Annotated in this window: 19 protein-coding genes; 9 read left to right on the forward strand and 10 right to left on the reverse strand. The window is 68.6% G+C overall.

Features of this window, described 5'->3' with window-relative positions:
- Nucleotides 1-39: 39 nt before the first annotated feature.
- The 9 genes from ACYU8V_RS06695 to ACYU8V_RS06735 all read right to left on the reverse strand — a co-directional run bounded on the left by ACYU8V_RS06695 (nucleotide 40) and on the right by ACYU8V_RS06735 (nucleotide 12,079).
- Nucleotides 40-1,230 (reverse strand): acyl-CoA dehydrogenase family protein, encoded by a 1,191-nt coding sequence (locus tag ACYU8V_RS06695; RefSeq protein WP_460846099.1) that lies wholly within the window; start codon nucleotides 1,228-1,230, stop codon nucleotides 40-42.
- Entirely contained in the window at nucleotides 1,227-2,402 is a 1,176-nt protein-coding gene (locus ACYU8V_RS06700) for a CaiB/BaiF CoA transferase family protein (protein ID WP_460846100.1), read from the reverse strand. Before ACYU8V_RS06700 ends, ACYU8V_RS06695 begins: the two co-directional genes overlap by 4 nt.
- Nucleotides 2,399-3,883: an aldehyde dehydrogenase family protein gene (locus ACYU8V_RS06705; RefSeq protein WP_460846102.1), complete on the reverse strand. Its 1,485-nt coding sequence runs from the start codon at nucleotides 3,881-3,883 to the stop codon at nucleotides 2,399-2,401. The genes ACYU8V_RS06700 and ACYU8V_RS06705 overlap by 4 nt, the downstream gene beginning before the upstream one ends.
- On the reverse strand, nucleotides 3,880-5,214 hold the full coding sequence (gene gabT, locus ACYU8V_RS06710) for a 4-aminobutyrate--2-oxoglutarate transaminase (RefSeq protein ID WP_460846103.1): 1,335 nt from the start codon (nucleotides 5,212-5,214) through the stop codon (nucleotides 3,880-3,882). The genes ACYU8V_RS06705 and gabT overlap by 4 nt, the downstream gene beginning before the upstream one ends.
- Nucleotides 5,215-5,410: 196 nt before the next feature.
- Complete coding sequence (locus ACYU8V_RS06715) at nucleotides 5,411-6,880, reverse strand: APC family permease (RefSeq protein WP_460846104.1); 1,470 nt, start codon at nucleotides 6,878-6,880, stop codon at nucleotides 5,411-5,413.
- A 203-nt stretch (nucleotides 6,881-7,083) separates the two neighbouring features.
- A complete protein-coding gene (locus ACYU8V_RS06720; protein WP_460787325.1) occupies nucleotides 7,084-8,319 on the reverse strand; it encodes a PucR family transcriptional regulator in 1,236 nt (411 codons plus the stop codon).
- Nucleotides 8,320-8,363: 44 nt separating this feature from the next.
- The gene (locus tag ACYU8V_RS06725; RefSeq protein ID WP_460846105.1) at nucleotides 8,364-9,083 is read right to left on the reverse strand and encodes a DsbA family oxidoreductase; all 720 of its coding nucleotides are present in this window, start codon (nucleotides 9,081-9,083) and stop codon (nucleotides 8,364-8,366) included.
- Nucleotides 9,080-11,467: a xanthine dehydrogenase family protein molybdopterin-binding subunit gene (locus ACYU8V_RS06730; protein ID WP_460846106.1), complete on the reverse strand. Its 2,388-nt coding sequence runs from the start codon at nucleotides 11,465-11,467 to the stop codon at nucleotides 9,080-9,082. Before ACYU8V_RS06730 ends, ACYU8V_RS06725 begins: the two co-directional genes overlap by 4 nt.
- Before the next feature lie 138 nt (nucleotides 11,468-11,605).
- Nucleotides 11,606-12,079 (reverse strand): TOBE domain-containing protein, encoded by a 474-nt coding sequence (locus ACYU8V_RS06735; RefSeq protein ID WP_460846107.1) that lies wholly within the window; start codon nucleotides 12,077-12,079, stop codon nucleotides 11,606-11,608.
- 441 nt (nucleotides 12,080-12,520) lie between these two features.
- On the opposite strand from ACYU8V_RS06735, the gene ACYU8V_RS06740 reads away from it, so the two are divergent.
- The 9 genes from ACYU8V_RS06740 to ACYU8V_RS06780 all read left to right on the forward strand — a co-directional run bounded on the left by ACYU8V_RS06740 (nucleotide 12,521) and on the right by ACYU8V_RS06780 (nucleotide 21,612).
- Nucleotides 12,521-13,432: a bifunctional DNA primase/polymerase gene (locus ACYU8V_RS06740; RefSeq protein WP_460846109.1), complete on the forward strand. Its 912-nt coding sequence runs from the start codon at nucleotides 12,521-12,523 to the stop codon at nucleotides 13,430-13,432.
- Nucleotides 13,433-13,751: 319 nt separating this feature from the next.
- Nucleotides 13,752-14,561, forward strand: a complete 810-nt coding sequence (locus ACYU8V_RS06745) for a serine/arginine repetitive matrix protein 2 (protein WP_460846110.1) — start codon at nucleotides 13,752-13,754, stop codon at nucleotides 14,559-14,561.
- Nucleotides 14,554-15,534 carry a ParB N-terminal domain-containing protein gene (locus ACYU8V_RS06750; RefSeq protein WP_460846111.1) on the forward strand — a complete coding sequence of 327 codons (981 nt, stop codon included), beginning with the start codon at nucleotides 14,554-14,556 and terminating at the stop codon, nucleotides 15,532-15,534. The genes ACYU8V_RS06745 and ACYU8V_RS06750 overlap by 8 nt, the downstream gene beginning before the upstream one ends.
- The gene (locus ACYU8V_RS06755; RefSeq protein WP_460846112.1) at nucleotides 15,527-16,192 is read left to right on the forward strand and encodes a hypothetical protein; all 666 of its coding nucleotides are present in this window, start codon (nucleotides 15,527-15,529) and stop codon (nucleotides 16,190-16,192) included. The genes ACYU8V_RS06750 and ACYU8V_RS06755 overlap by 8 nt, the downstream gene beginning before the upstream one ends.
- Nucleotides 16,193-16,539: 347 nt before the next feature.
- Nucleotides 16,540-18,192, forward strand: a complete 1,653-nt coding sequence (locus tag ACYU8V_RS06760; RefSeq protein ID WP_460846113.1) for an NlpC/P60 family protein — start codon at nucleotides 16,540-16,542, stop codon at nucleotides 18,190-18,192.
- Nucleotides 18,193-18,213: 21 nt separating this feature from the next.
- Complete coding sequence (locus ACYU8V_RS06765; RefSeq protein WP_460846114.1) at nucleotides 18,214-18,516, forward strand: DUF6112 family protein; 303 nt, start codon at nucleotides 18,214-18,216, stop codon at nucleotides 18,514-18,516.
- Nucleotides 18,517-18,547: 31 nt separating this feature from the next.
- Entirely contained in the window at nucleotides 18,548-18,859 is a 312-nt protein-coding gene (locus ACYU8V_RS06770; protein ID WP_460846116.1) for a DUF6112 family protein, read from the forward strand.
- 134 nt (nucleotides 18,860-18,993) lie between these two features.
- On the forward strand, nucleotides 18,994-20,154 hold the full coding sequence (locus ACYU8V_RS06775) for a TrbL/VirB6 family protein (protein ID WP_460846118.1): 1,161 nt from the start codon (nucleotides 18,994-18,996) through the stop codon (nucleotides 20,152-20,154).
- A 6-nt stretch (nucleotides 20,155-20,160) separates the two neighbouring features.
- Nucleotides 20,161-21,612: an SCO6880 family protein gene (locus tag ACYU8V_RS06780; protein ID WP_460846121.1), complete on the forward strand. Its 1,452-nt coding sequence runs from the start codon at nucleotides 20,161-20,163 to the stop codon at nucleotides 21,610-21,612.
- A gap of 226 nt (nucleotides 21,613-21,838) precedes the next feature.
- Here ACYU8V_RS06780 and ACYU8V_RS06785 read toward each other — a convergent pair whose 3' ends face one another.
- Entirely contained in the window at nucleotides 21,839-22,387 is a 549-nt protein-coding gene (locus tag ACYU8V_RS06785) for a VanZ family protein (protein ID WP_460846122.1), read from the reverse strand.
- Nucleotides 22,388-22,716: the final 329 nt, after the last annotated feature.

Genomic DNA, 22,716 nt, shown 5'->3' on the forward strand with positions numbered 1-22,716 from the left:
GCCAACGAGTGCGCCGCGGCCGGCGGAGCAAAGGGGCGGTCAGCGGAAGGCGGGCTGACCGGTCATGGCCTGACCGACCACGAGGGTGTGCATCTCGACGGTCCCCTCATAGGTGAGGACCGACTCGAGGTTGTTGGCGTGCCGGATGACCGGGTACTCCAACGAGATGCCGTTGGCTCCGAGGACGGTGCGGGCGGTGCGGCAGATCTCGATCGCCGCGCGGACGTTGTTGAGCTTGCCGAGCGAGACCTGCTCGGGCCGCAGCCGACCGGCGTCCTTGCGGCGACCGAGGTGCAGCGCGAGGAGAACACCCTTGGTGTACTCCAGGTTCATCTCGACCAGCTTCTGCTGGGTCAGCTGGAAGGCGGAGATCGGCTTGTCGAACTGGACGCGGTTGTTGGCGTAGTGGAGCGCCACCTCCAACGAGGAACGAGCAGCGCCCATCGCCCCCCAGACGATGCCGTAGCGGGCCTCGTTGAGGCAGGACAGCGGGCCCTTGAGGCCGCGCACCTCGGGGAAGGCCGCCGAGGAGGGCAGCCGGACGCCGTCGAGAACGATCTCACCGGTGACCGAGGCGCGCAACGACTGCTTGTGCTTGATCTCCGGGGCGCTGAAACCGGGGGTCCCGGCCGGCACCACGAAGCCCCGCACGCCCTCATCGGTCTGCGCCCACACGACGGCGACATCGGCGACCGAGGAGTTGGTGATCCACATCTTCCGCCCGTCCAGCACCCAATCGGATCCGTCGCGGCGGGCCCGGGTCCGCATGCTGCCCGGGTCAGAGCCGGCGTCGGGCTCGGTCAGGCCGAAGCAGCCGATGGCGTCGCCCGCTGCCATCCGCGGCAGCCACTCGCTCTTCTGCTCCTCGCTCCCCCAGCGGTGGATAGCGAACATCGCGAGTGAGCCCTGCACCGACACCAGCGAACGGATGCCGGAGTCGCTGGCCTCGAGCTCGAGGCAGGCGAGGCCGTAGTCGGTAGCCGACATACCCGCGCAGCCGTAGCCCTCCAGGTGCATGCCCAGCAGCCCGATCGAGCCGAGCTCCTTGGCCAGTCCGCGGATGTCGTCGATGGTGCCGCGCTCGAACCAGTCAGCGACGTAAGGGTCGATCCGGTCCGCACACAGCTGGCGGACCGTGGCTCGTACTGCCTTCTCGTCCTCGCTGAGCAGGTCGTCGATCCCGATCGGGTCGAGCGGCTCGAAGGGCGGGAGGGTGGTCGGGTGGCTCATCGTGGGTTCTCCTGGTCGTCCTGAGGGCTGCTCAACATGGTTCGTACGACGTCGTTGTGCTCGCCCAGACCGGGCGGAGCGGTGTAGGCGGTCACCGGGGTGGCCGAGAAGGTCAAGGGGCTGCGGACCTGCCGCGCCCGGCCTTCGCCGACATCGATCGTGGGCTCGAGACCGAGCTGTTCGGCGAGTGCGAAGCCGTCCGCGACAGTGCCGACCCGGCCGACCGGGAGCCCGGTGCCCGCGAGCCGCTCGACCCAGGTGTCGACCGTGTCGGCGGCGAGCACATCCTCGAGCAGCCTGACGAGCGCAGCGCGGTGCGCGACGCGGTCGCTGTTCGAGGCGAACCGTGGATCGTCGGCGAGCTCCGGGTGACCGACCGCCGAGGCGAGCCGGGCGAACTGCCCGTCGTTGCCGCAACACACGGCCACGTGACCGTCCTTGGCGCGCAACGTCTCGTAGGGCGCGATCGAGGGATGCCGGTTGCCCATCGCGGTGGGCGTCACGCCGGTCGTGAGGTACGCCGATGCCTGGTTGGCCAGGGATCCGAGCAGGCTCGAGAGCAGGTTGACCTCGACGTGTTGTCCGATGCCCTGGGGGTCCTCGGTCCGGGCCCGCAGAGCGGCGAGGATCGCGACGACGGCGTCCTTGGAGGTGAGCACGTCTACGAGCGCCACGCCGGCCTTGGTCGGCTCGTCCGGTTGACCGGTGATGCTCATCAGGCCGCCGACGGCCTGCACCAGGAAGTCGTAGCCGGCCAGGTCGGCGCCCTGCCTGCTGCCGAAGCCGGTGATGGAGGCGTAGACGACGCCGGGGTTGCGGGCCGCGACGGCGTCGTACCCGAGGCCGTGGCGGTCCAGCGCGCGCGCCTTGAAGTTCTCGATGAGGATGTCGCACCGGGTCGCGAGCTCGTGGGCCACCGCGAGATCATCGGGATCGGAGAGGTCGAGCTCGACCGACTTCTTGGACCGGTTCGCGCACTCGAAGTACGAGCTGGAGCCGCCCGTCGGCGTCTCGGTCCACGGCGGACCCCAGTGCCGGGTGTCGTCCCCGACACCGGGACGCTCGACCTTGATCACCTCGGCTCCGAGGTCGGCCAGCGTCGCGGCAGCGAGCGGACCGGCCAGCACCCGGCTGAAATCCGCGACCAGCAGGCCCTCGAGCGGGAGGCTCATGGCCGGCGGCCGTTCACCCGCCGTCGCACAGACCACGGGTTGGCGGCCTGCGCCTCTGGCGGCAGCCAGCCGTCGTGAGTGGACTGGTAGGCCACCGGCCGGACGAAGCGGCCCAGAGCGGCCGCCCCGACCGACGTGGTCGCCGGGGCGGATGTCGAAGGCCAGGGCCCGCCGTGCTGCTGCGCCCAGGTGAACGCGACGCCGGTCGGCCACTCGTCGACCGCGACCCGACCGACCTTGCCGCTGAGCAGGCCGACGACCCGTGCGCCCTGGTCGTCCTCGGCGCCGCCGGTGAAGACGCTGGCGGCGAGCGAGGACTGCACGCTGCCCACCGCGTGGGCGAGCTCCGCCTCACCGTCGTACTCACACACCAGGACCACAGCCCCGAAGGTCTCCTCCAGGAGCCGGCTACCGGGAACAAGCGCAGACACAGGTGCGGCGAGGACCGCCGCCGGCGCCGTCCACCCCTCGAGCCCCGCAGGCATCTCGCCCACGAGCTCGGCGCCAGCAGCGACCATGGCCGCGATGCCGCCGGACACTCCCTTCGCGATCGCCTCGGTGAGCATGACGGGTGCCGGGGCGGCGTCGTGCAATGCGCGGGCGACCGCCTCGGCGGCACCGGATCCGGCCGGCGCGAGCATCAGGCCGGGCTTGGTGCAGAACTGTCCGCTGCCCAGCGTGAAGGAGCCGACGAAGCCCTTCGCGACAGCCTCCATGTCGTCGGCTCCGGCGCTGGTCACGACGACGGGGTTGACGGTGCCCATCTCGGCGTAGACCGGGATGACGAGCTCACGCTCGTTGGCGATCCGCCACAGCGCCAGGCCCCCGGCCTGCGACCCGGTGAACCCGACGGCGGTGATCTGCGGCGCCTTCACCAGGTCCACGCCGGTCTGGTGACCGCTGACGACGGCGTAGGTGCCGCGCGGTGCCCCGGCTGAGGCGAGCGCCTCGCCGGCGATCTCGGCCTGGCGGATCGAGAGACCCACGTGGGCGGGATGGGCCTTCGCGACGACGGGGCACCCCGCGGCGAGAGCGGCAGCGGTGTCGTTGCCGAGCACGCTGAACGCGAACGGGAAGTTGCTCGCGCCGAAGACCGCGACCGGGCCGAGCGGCCGGTTGACCCGGACCAGGCCGGGCGTCGTCGCCGTGGGCTCATCGACGGTGACGTCGAGGTAGGAACCCTCCGCGGCGACATCGGCGTAGAAGCGCAGCTGCCCGGCGGCCCGCGTCACCTCGCCGGTCAACCGCTCGCGACCGAGCGCGGTCTCCCGATCGGCAAGTCGGGCGAGCTCGTCACGGTGCAGCTCGAGCGCGTCGGCGACGGCGTACCACCAGGTACGACGTACGGCAGGGCTGGTCGCCGCGAGCGGAGCGGCCGCGTCGGCGGCCGCCGCGAGCACGGACGCCAGCTGGGTAGTGCTCGTGTCCGCCACCGTGGCGACGACCGCGCCCGTGCGCGGGTCGAACGACGTGGCACTCACCTGGCGCTCCTCACGGCGTCCTCGAGCACTCCGACAGCCTCGTCGAGCAGATCCATCGGGATGACCAGCGGCGGCAGCAACCGGATGACGTTGCCGAAGGTGCCGCACACCAGGGTCAGGACGCCCTCGCGGTGGCAGTGCTCGACGATCGCCTTCGCGATCTCCGGGGCCGGGTCCGTGGTGCCCGGGCGCACGAACTCCAGGGCGAGCATCGCGCCCCGACCACGGACGTCTCCCACCACCGAGTCCGGGCCGAGAAGCGCCTGCAGGCGCGGGAGCACCCGCTTCTCGATCTCCCGGGCCCGGTCGACCAGGCCCTCGGTCTCGATGGCCTCGATGGCGCCGAGGGCAGCGGCACAGGCCACGGGGTTGCCGGCGTACGTCCCGCCGAGCCCGCCGGGCGCGACCGCGTCCATGATCTCGGCGCGACCGGTGACGGCTGCGAGTGGCATGCCGCCCGCGAGTGCCTTGGCGGTCGTGATCAGGTCTGGTACGACGCCCTCGTGCTCGCACGCGAACATGGCGCCCGTTCGAGCCAGGCCGGTCTGGATCTCGTCGGCGACGAAGACGATGCCGCTGTCGTTCGCGAACTCCTGCACGGCCTTGAGATAGCCGGCCGGCGGGACGATGAAGCCACCCTCGCCCTGGATCGGCTCGGCCACGATCGCGGCGACGTTGGTGACCCCGATCTGGGTCGTGATGATCTCCTTCAACGCGGCGAATGCCTCAGCGCCTGCGTTCTCCGGGCCGGTCGCCCAGCGGTAGGGGTACGGCGACGGCACGCGGTAGACCTCGGGCGCGAACGGCCCGAAGCCCTCCTTGTAGGGAACGTTCTTCGCCGTCATCGACATCGTCAGCAGCGTGCGGCCGTGGTAGGCGTGCCCGAGCACCACGACCGCCGGACGGCCGGTGGCCGTGCGAGCGATCTTGATGGCGTTCTCGACCGCCTCCGACCCGGTGCTGAACAGCGCCGTCTTCTTGGCGTGGTCGCCCGGTGTCAACCGGTTCAGCGCCGCGGCGACGTCGACGAAGCCGTCGTACTCGGTGACCAGGAAGCAGGTGTGCGTGAACCGCTCCGCCTGCTCGGTGATCCGACGCGTGACCGCAGGGTGCGCAGCGCCCACGCTGGTGACGGCAATGCCGGACGCCATGTCGATGATGTGGTTGCCGTCGACGTCGACGAGCACGCCACCGCCAGCGCGCTCGATGAAGACCGGCATCGTGGTGCCGAGCCCGTTGGCCAGCTCGGTACGTCGCTGCTCCTGGAGCTTCTGCGACGCTGGGCCGGGAATGGCCGTCGCCAGGATGCGGCGCTGCTCGGGCAACGACATGTGCCTACCTCCATCAGGTTGTGATGGGACGAGGCTAGGAACGACGCTCCCCAACGTCTTTAGACGAATCCGACCAAATTGGCCGCTTGTTCAACGGAATGTTCAGTGCCTCCGCGCAGCCGACCGCCGCCCGGCACGACGACGGCCCTGCCACCGCCCGGGACAGGCGATGGCAGGGCCGAGAGGAGGCCTTGGATCAGACGGGCAGCTTGCGCGGCCCGCCGGTCGCGTCGAGTGCCAGACGCTCCTCGTCGAGCGGCTCGTCCTCAGCGAAACGCCCACGGGTCGTCGCGCGCACGACGACGCCCGCGACCAGCCAGAACAGGCCGACGAGGACCGCGGCCCGGTAGGGGCTCGGCGGGAGCGGGAAGAACTGGGCTTTGATGGAGATGCCGATGATCAGGAACACCAGGACGGGCGCGACGATGCTCGTCACGTAGCTGGCCTTCGTTCGCAGGCCGACCACCGCACCGGCCAGCGCGACGATCGGGTAGACGAGCGCGATGAGCACGGCATCGACCGTGTACATCCAGCTGAACGAGGTGAGACCGCCCTCCGCGCTGCCACCCTTCCAGAGGTAGCTGGCGACATAGCCGAGCACGCAGATGACGGCGATCGCGCCGAGCGCAACGTGCGGCGTCTTGTGCTCCCGATGCGTGCGACCCACGACGGCCGGCAGGTGGCCGTCGCGCCCCCACTCGAAGATGAGCCGGGCGAGGTAGTTGGTGAACGCGAGAGCACCCGTGATGCCGGCGATGGCGACGATCGCCAGCAGGAACGAGCCGTACCAGGACACGAAGTAGGTGTCGGAGAGCTCGCCCACGACGTCGGCCCCGAGCAGTCCCCAGCCCGACGTACCAGCGGTGCCGAGGCCGCTCGTCACGGCCAGCGAGGTCAGCAGGTAGAAGGCGACGACCAGCGCCATCGTGCCCATGATGGCCCGCGGGACCGTACGACGGGCGTCGTGTGCCTCTTCGGCCATGAACACCGCGCCCTCCGAGCCGGCGAGGCAGGTGACCGCGAGACCGACGGCAAGCAGCAACGTCTGGACCGAGACGCCGTGCAGCGAGAACGGGTTGAGCGAGGACCACGCGATGCCGTCCTTGCCACCCTGCGCGAGGACGACCAGGTCGAGCAGCACGATCGACGCGATGCCGAGCGCGGTGAGGACGAGCAGCAGCCGCGCCGAGATCTGCACTCCGAAGTAGGCCGCCATCATGACGAGAGGGGTGAGCACGATCGCCCACGGCACCCACGACGAGGACAGCCAGTGCTGGCTCGGCGCGACCGAGGCGAAGAAGTTCTGGGTCAGGAACGCCGACGAGATGAAGGTGGCCGGCGCGACGACCATGCCGATGCCCAGGTACAGCCAACCCACCAGGTAACCGACATCGCGACCGAGGCCCTTGCGCGCGAAGCTGTAGAGGCCGCCGGCCGCGGATACGTGCCGGGACAGTCCCGCCATCACCAGACCGAAGGCGAACATCCCCACCGCCGCGATCACGAACGCCGCAGGGGTGGCCCCGCCGGCGATGCCCGCCACCACCGACCCGGTCAGCAGGATGGAGTACTCCGGGGCGACTCCACCCGCAGCGATGGCCACGAGTCCCGGTACGCCGAGGGCGCCCGCCTTCAGCTGTTCTTCCGCCTTGTCGGTGGTGCTCACGCCAGCTCCATTTCGCTCTGTGCCGTTCCATCCCCGGCATCTCGACGACGCTTCGGATGGCGATGTGAGACGGGACACTAAGTCTGCGGCCACTGGGCTGCTTATGCGCAATACGACAAATGTCGCGAGCCGGATGCGCGTCAATCCACAACACGACGACCGAGGGTCGAGCACGACAGGATCGAGCCGAACGCCGGTGAGGATCAGATGGCGTCGTTGCTCAGGTCGAGCGAGATGATCGGATCCTCCGCGTGATCCTCGCCCCCGCTGAGCGCCGAGAGGATGTCGGCGAGGCGCAGCGCGACGGCGATCTCGTCGCGTCGAGCGTTGATCGACACTCCCAGGCGCTGCTCGATCGAGCGCAACCGGTAAGCGATCGTGCGCTCGTGCACGTGGATCTCGTTCGCCGCCGCGGCCGCGTTCTGCCCCGTCTTGAAGTAGGCCCGCAATGTCTCCCGGAGACGATCGTTGCGCGCGTCCTCCTCGTCGATGCCACGGAGCTCGCGAGCCACGAAGTCCTGCATCGCCTGACGGTCCCGCAGCACGAGTGCCTCGAGCGAGACCTCGTCGTACCGCACCACCTCGCGCGGCCGGATGCGATTGACCCGGTAGGCCTGCCATGCCTCGCGATGGCTGAGCCGGAAGCCTTCGAGCCCCGGAGCCACCTCGCCCAACGACAGGTACGTCTCGGGCAGCGCCTTGAAGCTCGCACCGCCCTCCTCGACGCGTCGCGCGAGGTTCGATCCACCCAGCCAGCCGAGGACCGTGCCGGACGTGCCGCTGACCGTGAGGTGCCGTGCCTCGAGCGCCTGCGCGATCGTGCGGATGTTCGCCTCCGGAGACCGGCCCCAGGCGACGACGGCGAGGTGCTCGGTGCGCAGGTTGTAGCCGAGCTGATCAGCGTCGGTCGGGACGCCGCGCAGGAGGTCGCTCACGATGGCGCGCCGGCGGCGGTCCTGGCTGCGGAAGAAGTAGGCGTTGTGCTCGGCCTGGTAGGTGCTGACCACTCCTTCGGTCACCCTGTCGTTCCACGCGTAGTGGAAGTCGGAGGCCTGACGTAGGACGGCGATCCGGCGGGTGTCGTCCGGGACGAGGCGCATGGCCTCCTCGAGGATCGCGTTCCACACGATCGCCTGGCCGATGCGATAGGTCTTCAGCAGCGCGTGCAGATCGATACCCGCCTGTGCGACCACGCGCGCCTCCTGCAGTGCGGCGTCCGAGGCACGGTCAGGAAGACGTCGGCCCTCGGCCAGACCGTCCACGATGCTGGTGAGTGCCGAGACGATGCTGGGGCGCTCGGACTCGGAGAGGACGGGATCGTCCTTGCCGTGCGACTCGGGCACCTGCTCGCCGACCTCGCGCTCGATCTCGCGGACCAGGTCCGGGATACGGCGGCGGACGCCTTCAGCGACCGCTCTGAGGTCCTGCTCGATCGACACGAAGCCACTGTATTCCGAGTTCCGTCCCGCTGCTGGCTGCTCGGTCAGGACACGACCGCCAGATCGAGGAGACGCTCGGCCCACGCCTCGTCGTACCCGTCGAACCGCAGGAACCCCTCGCCCGGCGGTGCCGTCCAGTGGTAGGTCACGCCGGGGTTGTGCTCGGAGTATCTGTCGCCCAACAAGAGCTGGGGGCTGCCCTGGATGGGAAACTCCTTCGCGGTGTGCCACTGGCTGAAGACGTCGCCGATCCCCCCGCCGCGCTGGAGCGCGTCGTCGAGGGCGGTGGCGTTCACGGAGCTGCAGCCGCTGGCGGCGTCGAGGATCTCGGCGTGGATCGAGATGCACCGGCCGTCCTCGTAGAAGGCGCGCCGCAGTGCGGTGTCGAGCTCGGCGCTGGCACGCAGGCCTCCCACCGCCGGATACTTGGCCGCCTGGACGGCCGCCATCGCGGGCAACGTGGTGACCGGGTACGCCGACAGGTCCGACGACCACGTACGCCACCCCAGCGAGCGGACCAGCGCCCCGATCGCGGCGATCTCCGGGTCGAGGATCCACCGCGGGGTGCCCCTCTTGTTGAACAGCTCCAGCGGGAAGGCGCGATGGTCGATGACCAGGTCGACGTCCCTGTCCACAGCCACCGTGTGCAGCGTGTGCAACGCGAGCGTCGCCCACGGGCAGCCGATGTCGGACCACACGGTAAGCACGCCCGGCTCCTGGCTGACCAGCCGCTCGTCGTTGAACGGATCTTCCGGTGCGTTCATCGTTCGCTCCGGTCGCCGACACGAGTAAGTGCCCGCGAGTGCGCCCTGCGCCACATCGTCTCGGGAGTGACGGGAAGCTTGGCCACGACCACGCCGTCCGCCATCGCATCGTCGATCGCGCCGGCGATCGCAGCGCCTGCAGCGATCAGTCCGACCTCGCCCAGACCCTTCGCACCGAACGGGTTGTTGGGCGTGGGAGCGTCCTCGGTCATGAAGAACTCCACGTCGGGCATCTCCTCGGCGCCGGGAAGCAGGTAGTCCATGAACGACGTCGCCATCGGCTGGCCGTTGTCGTCGTAGAGGAACTCCTCGTACAGCGCTCCCCCGATGCCTTGCACCGCGGCTCCGATCACCTGACCACGGGTCGTCATCGGGTTGATCGCGCGCCCGGCCTCGGTGGTCGTGTAGAACCGCCGCAAGGTGTGACCGCCTGTGGTCGGGTCGATCTCGATCTGCACCAGCGTGACTCCGTACGGGTAGTTCATGTGGTTGTCGACGTACACCGACTGTGCGCCGAGGCCCGGCTCGTCGCCGGCCAGCCGTGCCGACCAGCCGTCCCAACGTCCGGCGATCTCTGCCAGGCTCAGTGCGACGTCGCTCCCCACGACCGCGATCGAGCCGTCGCGGACCTCGAGGTCCTCGATGCTCGCCTCGAGCATGTCGGCAGCGAGCCGCTTGGCCTTGTCGATCGTCTCCAGCGCGGCCATACGTGCGGCCCCTCCGGCAAGAACGGTGGAGCGGCTTGACCACGAGCCGACGCCATCCGGGACGAGCTCGGTGTCACCGTGCACGACGTCGATCAGCTCGGGGTCGATCTGCAGCTCCTCGGCCACGATCTGGGCCAGGACCGTCTCGATGCCCTGCCCCACCGAGGAACCGCCCGTGCGAACTCGGACCCTGCCACTGGCGTCGACGTCGACCGCACCGGTCTCGTAGAGGCCGAGTCCGGCCTTGTCCATCAGAACGCCGATGCCGTTGCCGACCAGGCGACCCTGGCTGCGGAGCTCGGCCGCATCCTTCTCCCACTGCCCGAAGTCGGCGTCGGCGAGCGCGGCGTCGAAGTGGTTCAGCACGTCGCCGGAGTCGAAGTGATACGGCTCGAAGCAGATGTCCATACCCGGTACGAATGGCAGGTCCGCGGCCGACAGCAGGTTGCGGCGCCGGATCTCGACACGGGAGATTCCCATGGCATCGGCGGCTTCGTCGAGCAGTCGCTCGCGCGCGAAGGTGCCCTCGTAGCGACCCGGGCCACGGTATGCCGAGAGGGGGGTCTTGTTGGACAGCACGGCGTGCAGGGTTCCGGCGTAGGCCGGGACCCGGTAGGGGCCCGGAACCATGCCGACGGTGATGTCGCTGACGAGCGGTTCCGCCTGGCGGAGGAAGGCGCCGTGGTTGTGCCAGATCTCGTCCTTGAGCGCTAGGAGTCGGCCCTTCTCGTCGAAGGCAGCTGCGATCTCGTGCACCTGCTCGCGGGCGTGCGCCGTCGCGACCATGTGCTCGAGTCGATCCTCGCTCCACTTGACCGGACGCCCCAGTCTCAGCGCGGCCCACCCCACCATGACGTACTCCGGGAAGACCCCGCCTTTGACACCGAAGTTGCCACCGATGTCGGAGTGCTTGAGCCGTACGTCGGCGACCGGCAGACCCAGCACCTGGGCGAGGATCCGCTGACAGTCGTGCACGTGGACGGGGCCCCACACGAACAGCTGGTTGCGGCCCGGGTCGGGTTGTGCGACGCAGCCGCGCGGCTCCATCGGGACACCCGAGTGGCGTCCGACGGCGTACCGACCCGAGATGACATGGGCAGCACCGGCGAAGGCTCCCTCGACGTCGCCGTACTCCTTGTCGATGCGCACCGCCTCGTTCCGCCGCCCTTCGAACAGCTGCGGAGCATCGGGCATGAGCGCGGCCTGCGGGTCGAGAACAGGAGGGAGCAGGTCGTACGAGACCTTCACGGCGGCGGCAGCGTCCTCGGCCAGGTACGGGCTGTCGGCGACGACCGCCGCGACGGGCTGGCCGACGTAGGTGACCTTCTCCCCCGCCAGGACCGGGTGCGCGAAGTCCTCGATCCACGGATACGCCTCGTGGTACCCGATCTGCTCGAGCGGTACGACGGCCGACAGCTCCTCGGCCGTGATGACGAGTCGCACGCCCGGCATCCGGCGCGCCTCTTCCACGTCGACGCTGAGGACGCGGGCATGGGCCTCGCTCGAGCGCACCACTGCCAGGTGCAGCTGGTTGTGAAGGTCGACGTCGTGGACGAAGTGCGCGTCGCCCCGCAGGAGACGTCGGTCCTCCCGCCGCTTCACCGGCTGCCCGATGAAGCGTTTGGCTCCGCTGCCGAGGCCCCCCGAGGCACCGGGGGTACTGATGGCTCCGCTCACCTGCGTCCTCCTCCATTGGAAGTGGCAAGTATCGGCGGTTGAGAGCCGATGACCTTGCTGGTGTCATGCAAAAGACCGGTGGCCGGATTGGCGGAAAGTGCAGAGCAAACCTGACGCAACGAACGACGGTCGGCGTCCCTAGCTGGTCACGACCGTGGCCCTCCCGTCAAGCTCCGCGAACGTGCATTGTGCGCCGTGTGATGCCGTCGAATCAGCGCGCATCGTGCGATCGACGACGACATTGGCGGACTTGACGACGGCGGTGGCACGCACTCCGGGCTCAAGCCCCAGCTCATCGGCTGTGTGGCGACTCATCAGCGAGACAAGGCGGAAGTCACCACAGATCAACTCGACCCGTGCCGTGACCGCGTCGCGGTCGACCTGCACCACGACGCCATCGAGGCGGTTCCGTGAACTCGACCGGCTCGATCGCTGGTCAGCCCACGCGAGGAGCTGCGCGAGACTGTCAACGTGAAGCACACGCCACGTTCCTCGCCTCTCGAAGGTGACGTGCCCCTCGACCTCCCTGCGACGCAGCGTGTCGACGCTGACGCCCACAGTCTGCGCGACCTCGCCGATCCTCATGTAGTCCGCGGTGTAACGACGTGCCATGCGATCGATGCTGCACCGGACTCGTAACGAGAGCACTTGCATGATCCGTAACGGGTGCGCGTCTTGTTGTGGCATATCCGCAACAAGACGAGCGCCTCCAGGACTCTTACAGTGCATCTCGCAGACGAACGTGAGGAGGGTCGGGACCGCGCTACGTTGCGAGCGTCGGCAACTCGTACCCACGGCCGCCGGACACCCCAGAAACACCTCCACGCCGCATTCGCATGGTCACGGTGACCCGCCTGGACCGCCTGGCGCAGGCGCGGAACCGGCACTCAATTCGTTCGGGACGAGGAGGCCGCAGGTTCAAGCCACGTCACGCTGACGCACTCCGACATGACTTGGGGATACCTGTTGACCTGCGCAAACGGTGTTCTCGGGCAAGGTTAACCGGTCGGGTAAGCCTGGTTCGGGTAAACCTGCCGGTGCAGCGTCGTCAGCATGTACGACCCCGACAATCCCGTCCCCCGCTGGAGCGTCGCGACGATGCGGCGCGTCGCGGCCGAGCCCACACTGGCCGGTGCGGCGCTCCGTTACGCCAACCTCGGCATCCCGATCTTCCCCTGTGTCCCCGGCGGCAAGCAGCCCCTGACCATGAACGGGTTCCACGACGCGACCTCATCAGCGCAGGTGGTCCATGCCTGGTGGAAGCGCACCCCGGACGCGAACATCGGGCTCCCGACCGGAGCCCGTACCGGCGTGCTCGTCGTCGACATCGACGTCCACGCCGGCGGCAGCGGATTCGAAGCATTCGAGCGCGCCCGCTCCGACGGGCTTGGGGATCGATGGGCCTGGCTGGTCCGCACCCCGTCGGATGGCGTCCATGCCTACTACCCGATCAGCGACGATCGAGAGCAGCGCAGCTGGCAGGTTCCTGCCGCGCACGTCGACTTCCGCGGCGACGGCGGTTACGTGATCGCTCCCCCGTCAGGCATCGCGGTCGACGGCGTCGCGAAGACGTACGACGTCATCGCGATCGCGACCCAGCGGCCGCGGTCCGTCGACGCGCTCAAGTTGCGCCAGTTCCTGGAGCCGCCCCGTCCGGCACAAGCCCTGGGGCCGCCGTCCTCGCTGAGAGGACCCGATTGTCACCCACCAGCGTTGGCCCGTGCCGTCGCATTGACCCCTGAGGGTGGACGCAACAGGGCCCTGTTCTGGGCGTCATGTCGGATGGCCGAGAACAACTTCACCGCGGCCGACATCGCCAGCTGGCTCACCCCTGCCGCGCAGCACTCCGGCCTCGGCGATCGGGAGATCGAGACCACGATCAACTCCGCCGTCCACCACGCCACGCGGCTCGGCCCAGTGAGCCGCCCGGGCCCTACTCGGCCGAGTGAGGGACTCCAGCTGTGAACACCCACACCGAATACCGCCGCCACAGCTCCCCGCAGCCGGAGCCGCACGCCGAGGCCGAGGCAGGCGAGCTTGCCCGGCACCGCGACCCCTCACTCTCTGCCGCGACCGGCGCCCCCAGCGCACAGAGGCACATCGCGTGGGTGCGACCGACCGAGCTTGCGTCGTACGCCGAAGCGATGGTCGGGCGCGGCATCGACCTCCATGCCGAGCTCCTGCGCCGGACGCGACGTGCGCCCATCACGACCACCCGGGCAATCAGACACCCAGCACCGACGACCCCGCCACCCGCCACGGCCCGCATGGAAGGACTCCAGCTGTGACTCACTCGTTCGAGACTTCCCAGGGCCTGCGCCGTCTCCTGACCCGGCTGCGTGTCTTCGGCGCGCACGCGTGGGAGCAGGACCCAGAGGCTCGTGAGCTGATGCTGTTCGCGGCAAAGAAGTACGAGGCGCTCGCGATCAAGCACCACCTCGACCCGAGCGCGGGCGCCGCTGCGGCATTCGAGGCCATGCGCACCTACGCAGTCCGCACCGCCGACGACCCGTGGGCGGTGGTGACCATGGCGGTCAACGTCAGCCTGATCGCCGAGGAACGTGCCAACGGCCTGTTGTGCTCGGTCGACAAGGCCAGGCGACCCGAGGTATCCCAGCACCGCGACGTACGCCGCTTCTGCGACACCGAGGCCGACCTGCCGAGCTTCCTCCCCACACTCGCCGTCGACCCCTTCGGGACCGAGGATGACGCACCGACGGGTGCCTATGAGGCGGTGGACGTGGCGATCGACCTGTTCACTGCGCTGGGCTGGCCGCGTGACACCGCGACCTGCGCGTTGGACTTCATCTGCTCGCGGTTGGTCGAGTCCGGCTGCCGCCCAAAGACGCACACCGCGCTCCGCCGCGACCAGAGCGCGCGAGCGTTCCTCGACATCGACCAAGATGCGTGGTCGACCGTGCTCCGGATCATCCTGGGCAACCCCAACCCGGACGAGTTCTGCACCACCGACGGGCGCGGCGTACTGGTTCGCATCCTGATCGGCGACCCCCTCAGCGAGCTCCTCGACGACGACCTTCTGCTGTGGGAGATCGCCCAGACTGCGCCTCGGGTCAGGGGTGAGACCCGTGTCTGAGACGCGTGGCCACATCGAACTCGACCGGGCGATCGACTCGATCACCGTCGGCGTCCGGCACCGCAAGGACCCCGGCGACCTCGCCAAGCTCGCCGAATCGATCGACCGTCTCGGGCTCCTTCAGCCGATCACGATCACCCCGGACGGAATTCTTGTTTGCGGATGGCGCCGGCTCGAGGCCGTACGCCGCCTCGGATGGAGGTCGATGAAGGTCTGGGTCCGATCCGGCATCTCCGACTCGCTCAACGCACTCCTGGCGCAGCAGGACGACAACGAGCTCCACAAGCCACTCACCGAGATCGAGAAGGCCTCGCTGTATCGCGAGCTCAAGGCGATCCGAGCTGAGGAAGCCGAGGCCAGGATGCAGGCCACCCAGTTCGGAGCCAACGCCGCCGACTCCGGGTCCGCCCCCGGTGCGGACCCGGGCGAGACCGGCGACGCACGGCGACAGGCGGCGATGGCCATCACGGGCAAGGCGTCGTACAACACGCACGAGCGCGTCTGCGCGCTCATGGACTGGGCATCACGCAGGGCAACCCCACCGCATGTCCGGGCGATGGCCGCCGACGCGCTGGGCCGGATCGAGAACGGCGAACCGGTCAAGCCGCTCTACCTGAAGGTCAAGGCTGCCTACGACGAGACGCAGCTACCGCGGCCCGATGTCGAGACGGATCTGGCCCGGATGGCACGGGAGGCGTTGGAACGGGTGACCGGCAAGAAGGAATCCGGCCAGCACCTCACCCATAGCCAGGGACCCACGAAGCACTACCGCAGCACCCGCTCCTTCAACCTGATCTGGAACGAGCTCGACGGACTGAACGAGATGTACGACGTCGACGTCCTCGCCGTGGAGATGACCGACGCCGACTGGACCCGGTTCGACAGCGTCGTCACCGCCGCAATCGCGTTCCGTGACCAGCTCGACGCCGCACGACGATGCGCCCAGGCAACCCCGGGGGCACCCGATGCGTGATCTCACCGGCCGCCAAGCCCTGATCCTCGTCGCCGCCGCGTGCCTCGTCGCCACGGTCGTCGTCGGCATCTACGGACTGGTTCGCGGCCCCGGCCACCAGGCCCCGCCCGCACCCGACGGCGCAGCGCAACACGCGCAGGCCGTCACACATCCGGATCCGCCGACTGTCGACCTTCAGGACCGCTCACTCCCCCGCACGACCGACCCGATCGTGTACGCCCGGGCAGTCGCGACGTCACTGTTCGACTGGGACACCGCCTCCGGCTACCTCCCCACCGACTACACGGCCACGGTCCTGGGCGATGGCGATCCGTCCGGCGACGAGACACCCGGCCTGATCGACGACGTCGCAACCTATCTGCCCACCACGAACCAGTGGCTCAACCTCGGCGCGATGGAGGTGGTCCAGACCCTCGACATCACCCGCGCCTCGGTCCCCGCGTCCTGGCCGGCAGCGCTCGCTCAGGCGCATGGGCAACTGCGTCCCGGTACGACAGCGGTCACGATCACCGGCACCCGCCATCGCAGCGGAGTCTGGCATGGCGAGCCTGCGAGCTCCTCGTACCCGGTGTCGTTCACCGTCTTCGTCGCCTGCCCACCCGCCTTCGCCCGCTGCCACGTCCTCCGGCTCTCGCAGCTCGACAACCCGCTCCGCTGAGGCACGGAGCGGGTGCCGTGGGAATCAAACTCACGATCGCAGCCAGCTCAGCCGTCCTGTCCGTCCCGGGCGCGGCGCTCATCGCGGTCGCCGCGGTGACATCGCCGACAGCGTCCTTGACCGCCTGCGACACCGGCACGACCACCAGCGCGCAAACGCCACAAGCCGCGGCATCCGGTGGCACACGAGGTGGTGTCGGAACCGGGCTCCGGCTGGGAGTCCTGCCGGAGGTGCGTGCCGCGGCGGGGACGCCGTACGTCGGCAAGGTACGGATGGCGGTCGCGAATCTGCCGACCACCCACCGCGGTGCAGGCTCACTCCCGACGGTGCCAGGATCGCTGAGATCCATGACCACCAGCCACCCGGACTTCATCGCGCTGAACGAGGTCACCAGGGCCAGCACGCGGTTCCTGTCCACTCACGCACCGGGCTACGACGCGTACAAGGGTCCCGTCTCCGCGACGCGCCACGGCAACAGCCTCGAGAACGCCGTCATGTGGGACACGCAGAAGTGGAGCCTCGTCGACGCAGGTCGGTTCGAGTACGTCAAAGACGACCTCGTCGTCTTCAAAGGTCGGCCGGTCGACTGGAACCGCTACGCGATCTGGACCATCCTGCGCAGCCGCACCACGGGTCGACAGATCGTGGTCATCGCGACCCACAATATGACGAACCCGCAGAAGCAGCGGCGTACCCACGGCGACTACCCCTGGCCGAGCAGGACAGCGCAGTACGCCGCCGGAATGCGGCTGCTCCGACAACTCGTCACCCGACTGTCCGCCTACGGGCCCGTCCTGCTCGCCGGAGACATGAACGTCCACCCGAGTCAGGGCGCCTGGTCGGCCCCCGACCAGCTCGCGCGAGCGGGGTACTCCTTCACCTACGACCGTGCGGTCATCTACCAGTTCTTCCCCCGCACCGCGCGACTCCTGGGCACGAGCCTCGTCCCGGTCAGATCCGACCATCCGCACGCCCTGGTGACGACCGTCGTTCTTCGACGCACAGCGGAGTGGCCTGCACCGATGCAGGCCGGGTCAGGGAACGTGCCCGACAGCCTGACGGCCACCAACGCGAACGGCCGGGCCGTGACCCTGGATCGTCAACAGCTCGCTCGCGCCGCCACGATCATCGCCGTCGGTCGCAGCGAAGGAGTCCCAGCACGCGGCCAACTCGTCGCCCTGATGGCGGCACTCACCGAGTCGACGCTCCGGGTCCTTTCGAACGTCTCGGCCTATCCCGAGTCCGGGTCGATCCCGAACGACGGCAACGGCGGCGACCACGACTCGCTCGGGCTGTTCCAGCAACGCCCGGCCGCCGGCTGGGGAACTGTCCGCAACCTCATGGATCCCGTCTGGTCATCTCGTACCTTCTACGGCGGACCCAGCGGGCCGAACCATGGCTCACCCCGTGGCGTGCTCGACGTTCCTGGTTGGCAGACCATGAATCCCGGCGGTGCCGCTCAGGCCGTGCAGGGCTCTGCCTATCCCGACCGTTACGCCGTGAACCAGCCCGTCGCCGCGGCGATCCTGGCCGCACTCAGCGGCGTCTCCCTAAGCAGCGACCTCGGATGCGCACAGCCAACGGGTGGCGTTCCCGCGGATCTGCCACCCGGCTTCCCGGGCGCCTTGATCGCGGCTGCGGCGAAGGAGATCGGCACCCCGTACGTCTGGGGCGGCGGATCCTTTAGTGGACCCTCTGGCGGTGGCTTCGACTGCTCCGGCCTCGTCCTCTACGCCGCCTACCAGGCATCAGGTGGCCGCATTCGCCTCCCCCACTACACCGGCGACCAGATCCACCTCGGCCGGTCGGTCGCCTGGGCCGACAAGCAGCCGGGCGACCTGATCTTCTTCAGCTACCCCGGTGCCGGCGGCCCGCACCACGTCGCGATCTACGTCGGCGGCGACAAGATCCTCCAGGCTCCCCGTACCGGCGAGTCCGTCCGATACGGGACGATCAGTGAGTTCGCCGGACAGGTAATGACAGTTCGGCGCCTCGGGTAGCACCAAACGGACGCGGCGTTCGTGCCGCACCTGACCAGCATGAACACTTCTTTGGCGGCTGCAGTCGGTCCCGACTTCGGTGCTGTGGGCGGTTCAGCCGGTTTCCGCTCGGTCGTCGGCGCCCTGCTGACCTACGGCCTGATCATCGCCGTCCTCATGCTCGTCGTCTCCGCGACGGCTTGGGCGCTTGCCTCCGGCTCCGGGAGCTGGCATACGGCTCAGAGGGCCAAGCTCGGCTGCTTCGTCGCGCTCGGAGGCGCGACCCTCATAGGCGCGGCGCTGACGTGGGCGAACTGGCTGCTGGGCGTCGGCGCCCACCTTTAGGACGTCCGCTCTCGTCGACAGGAGACCCCCCATGACACCGCCGCTCCGGCTGCCTGACCTGGTGCCGTTCGACATCGCGATCAGTCCGAACTCCAACGGCCTGCCCGGTATCAGCCAGTTGAAGAACGTCGTCGGCGCGTCGATGTCCGTCGGGCTGATCCTCGCCGTACTCGCTCTGATCGCCTCGGCGATCGTTTGGGCGCTCGGCGCGAACTCCTCTAACCCCCACCTCGCCGGCCGCGGGAAGCTCGGCGTCCTGGTCGCGCTCGGCGCGGCCATCATCTGCGGCGCCTCGGTGACGCTGGTGAACTTCTTCTGGAACGTCGGCCAGCAGGTCAACTGAGGCGATCTGTCATGGGTGTCTGCGATGTCCCGGTCATTCACACCGTCTGCAACGTCGCCGGCGATGCGGCTGGCGCGGTGGTGACGGCGCCGTTCGATTGGCTAGCGCAGAGCATGGGCGGCGCGGCGGCGTGGATGTTCGAGTCTGTCTGGAAGGTCATCGACACCACGACGTACGTCGACGTGACCAGCGGCGACTACACGAAGGTCTACAACATCATTTTCGGCGTCGCCGTATTCGTGATGCTGGGCTTCTTCATGCTCCAGGTCATCGGCGGCATGATCCGGCGAGAACCAGCCGCACTCTCGAGAGCCGCGCTGGGACTCGCGAAATCGATCCTCGGGTCCTTCGTCGCACTCGCGCTGCTCGGGACGGCGCTCGAGATCGCCGATCAGCTCTGCGTCGGCATCGTCGACGCAGCCGGTACCAACATGAACGAGATGGGCGACAAGGTCGCCGTACTCGCCTCCGGGCTCGGCGCGATCAACCTCTCAGCTCCCGGCGCGGGCGCGATCCTGACGATCTTCCTCGCCAGCCTCGCCATCATCGGCGCGATGGTCGTGTGGATCAGCCTGCTCATCCGAAAGGCGCTGCTACTCATCGCGATCGTCTTCGCGACCGTCGCTCTCGCCGGATCCAGCTGGGACCACACCCGAAGCTGGGTCAGCCGGTGGGCCTCGTTCGTAGTCGCGATGATCCTCTCGAAGGTCGTCCTGGTGGTGATCTTCCTGCTCGCGACCGCCCAGGTTTCCGCACCGATCGACGCCGACCTGCAGTCGGTCAGCCAGCCGATGGCTGGCGTCGTCCTCATGCTGATGGCCGGGTTCGCGCCATACCTGACCTACAAGGCCATCTCCTTCATGGGCTTCGACATGTACCAGGCCATGTCGGCCGAGCAGGAGGCCAAAGCCTCCCTCAACCGCCCGGTGCCAATCCCGCTTCGAGGGCGCGGCGGTGGCGCCGAGCCGGCCAAGCTCCTCGGAGACAGCGGCGGAGGCGGTACGCCGCGCGGGGACTCGCCCAGATCCGCACCCTCCGGCAGCGCAGCTCCCGCGGCGGGAGCGGGTGCCGGGGCATCAGGCGGGGCGGCCGGTGGAGGCGCAACTGCGGCGGGCGGCGCGGCCGCCGCAGGCCTGATCGTTGCGACGGAGGCAGCCGCGGCAGGCCCCCGTGTCGGCGGCTTCGTCGCTGCCCAGTCGACCGGGCAGGCCGAGGCGAAGGAGACCTCCGCGTCCCCGACGGTCCCTCCGGCAGTCGCGGACTCGACCCTGCGCGAGCCTGCCGGACGGAAGTAGCCCGCCATGGGTACCTCGACGGCCTCCGAACCCGCACTCACTCCGATCAAGTTCTCCCGGCTCACGCGGCGCGGGATCCTGCTGGGACTTTCGGGCCCGCAACTCGTGGTGACGAGCATCGCCTCCGGGACGCTCATCCTCGGCCTGTACCTCGGCATCGTCGTGGCAACCTTCCCGATCATCGGGGTCCTCCTCGCCCTCGCGTTCGTTGGGGCCGGTGGGCGGAAGCTGATCGAGTGGGCACCACTCGGAGCAAGCTGGCTCTGGCGGTCGGCAGGTGGCCAGCTGGTCTATCGCCGGCGCATAGTGAAGCCCCGACCAGCCGGGACGATCGCGCTCCCCGGCGACGCGGCGCGTCTTCGTCAGTGGCTCGACCCCGACACGGGCGCGGTCATGATCCACGACCCCCACGCCGCCACCCTCACCGCGATCGTCGGCGTATCCCACCCGGCGTTCGTACTCCTCGACCCTGCCGAGCAGGAACGCCGCGTCGTCGCTTGGGGCCGGGTTCTCGCGACCGCGTGTCGCTCCGGCCGCCTCGCTGCTATCCAGGTCAGCGAACGGACCCTGCCCGATTCCGGCAAGGGGCTCGCGCAGTGGTGGAACAGCCACGGCGACCGCGGCCAGACGTGGACGTCGCAGACCTACGCGGAGCTCATCGACCGCGCCGGTCCCGCCGGCGAACGCCACGCCAGCACGATCTCGATCTCCCTCGACATGAAGGCCGCCAGGCGCGCGATCCGCGCGGCCGGTGGCGGAATGAAAGGTGCCGCGGCTGTTCTCCGCCAAGAGATGTCGACGATGGAAGCTGCCCTCAGGTCGGCCGACCTGTCCCACAGCCAATGGCTCACTCCCGGTGACCTCGCCGTCATCCTCCGCTCGGCGTACGACCCCGCCGTCGCAGGCGCTCTCGAGCGTCACGGACAACTCGGCCGCGACCTCGCCGCAGCCGGGCCGATCGCCGTGACCGAGTCGTGGGGGTCGCTGCGGACCGACTCCGCCGAGCACTGCGTGCTCTGGATCAGCGAATGGCCACGCTCGTTGGTCTTCCCGGGCTTCCTCGCCCCTTTGCTTCTCTCGTCTGGAATCCGGCGAACATTCACGCTGCTCTACTCACCCATGCGCACAGACCGTGCCGCCCGCGACATCCGAAAGAAGAAGACCGAGTACATCTCCGACGCCGCACAACGGCAGAAGATCGGGCAAATCGAAGATGCCCAGCAGACCGCGGAGTACCAAGACGTTCTCCAGCAGGAAGCCGACCTCACCGCGGGGCACGGCCTCCTCCGGGCAATCGGCTTCGTCGCGGTCAGCGCCAGCGATCCCGACGAACTCGAGTCCGCTGTCGCAGCGGTCGAGCAGGCGGCGATCCAGGCCTCGTGCGAGACTCGACGGCTGTGGGGGCAGCAGGCTCAGGCATTCGCGGCCGCAGCACTTCCGCTGTGCAGAGTCATGTAGAGCGCGACAGCAGCCCGTTTCGCGCTCCCGCCTGAATGCGCTACGCCTTGATCGCCAAGCCGAGGCCCGGCTCGGGCGGGCCGGATAGACATACCGACCCTCTCTCATCCTGTCCAGCCCACGATGAGAGCACTGCTTAGTCACCGATGTCCGTGCCAACCAAGTGAATGAGCACGGATGTAGGGGCCCAACGAAAGAACACGAAGGAACGAATGCACACCAACCGTCACCAACGTGACGGCCGTGTCGAGCCAGATCGTCGACAATTTCTGGCTCGCTCAAGACCGAAGAGCATAAGGCGAGTGCCGGAGACCACAGCGAATCCCAGGAAGATTCCGGTCTCGTTCGCGACGGCGTCTACGGCGGAGCAGGTGCGACCAAGCGAAGGGACAAAGTACTGGAACCCCTCGGCAAGGATCGGAATCAAGAGCGTCAGTAGCACGGCATCGCGCCGGTCCTTCAAAGCGCCCACAGTTGCGCCCAGAAGAATACCCAGCCCGACATTCAGGAGCCCCGGAGTTCGCTCGTTGGTTGGAACGCTCAGCGCCATCTGGCAGAAGTGCCCAGAACTTGAGGCGTCTGTCGGCGTCAGCGTCACCGCTAAGAACGTGCCCAGACTTAAGAGATACAGAAACGTCGGTGCGCGTAACGACCGGTGCAATGCAGCTAAACATGCGGCCAACAACGCGACGGTTGCGAACCACGCCAAGGTCACCGGGAGCAGCAGAGGTTGGTCCCGCAGGCCCAATTCGATGTGCAGCCAAAAGTCGTCCATCGCAGCTAGCAACTCCCTGTCGCACCAAGCTCTCGGCGGACCGACGCCTTCCGTACCGACCGCCGTCCGACAACGTTCGACTTTAGTCGTTGGTACACACGATGCGAGTGCTGTAGTTGTATCCCGACGCCCAGAGCAGGCCCCGGTAACAGCCGCCGCGCTGCGCACTAGGAGGATAGAGCCCCGGGGTCGCGTAGGTGAATGTGCGGGTCTTCGTTTCCCCCGCGGTGATCGGGATCAGGTTGCTCGCGCTTGTCCAATGTTGAGTGCCGATGCTGTGGCCCGTGCCGTCAGTCCACTCCCACCCGAATCGCAGGCTGATCGGTCCG

This window comes from Nocardioides ultimimeridianus (genome assembly GCF_054777895.1).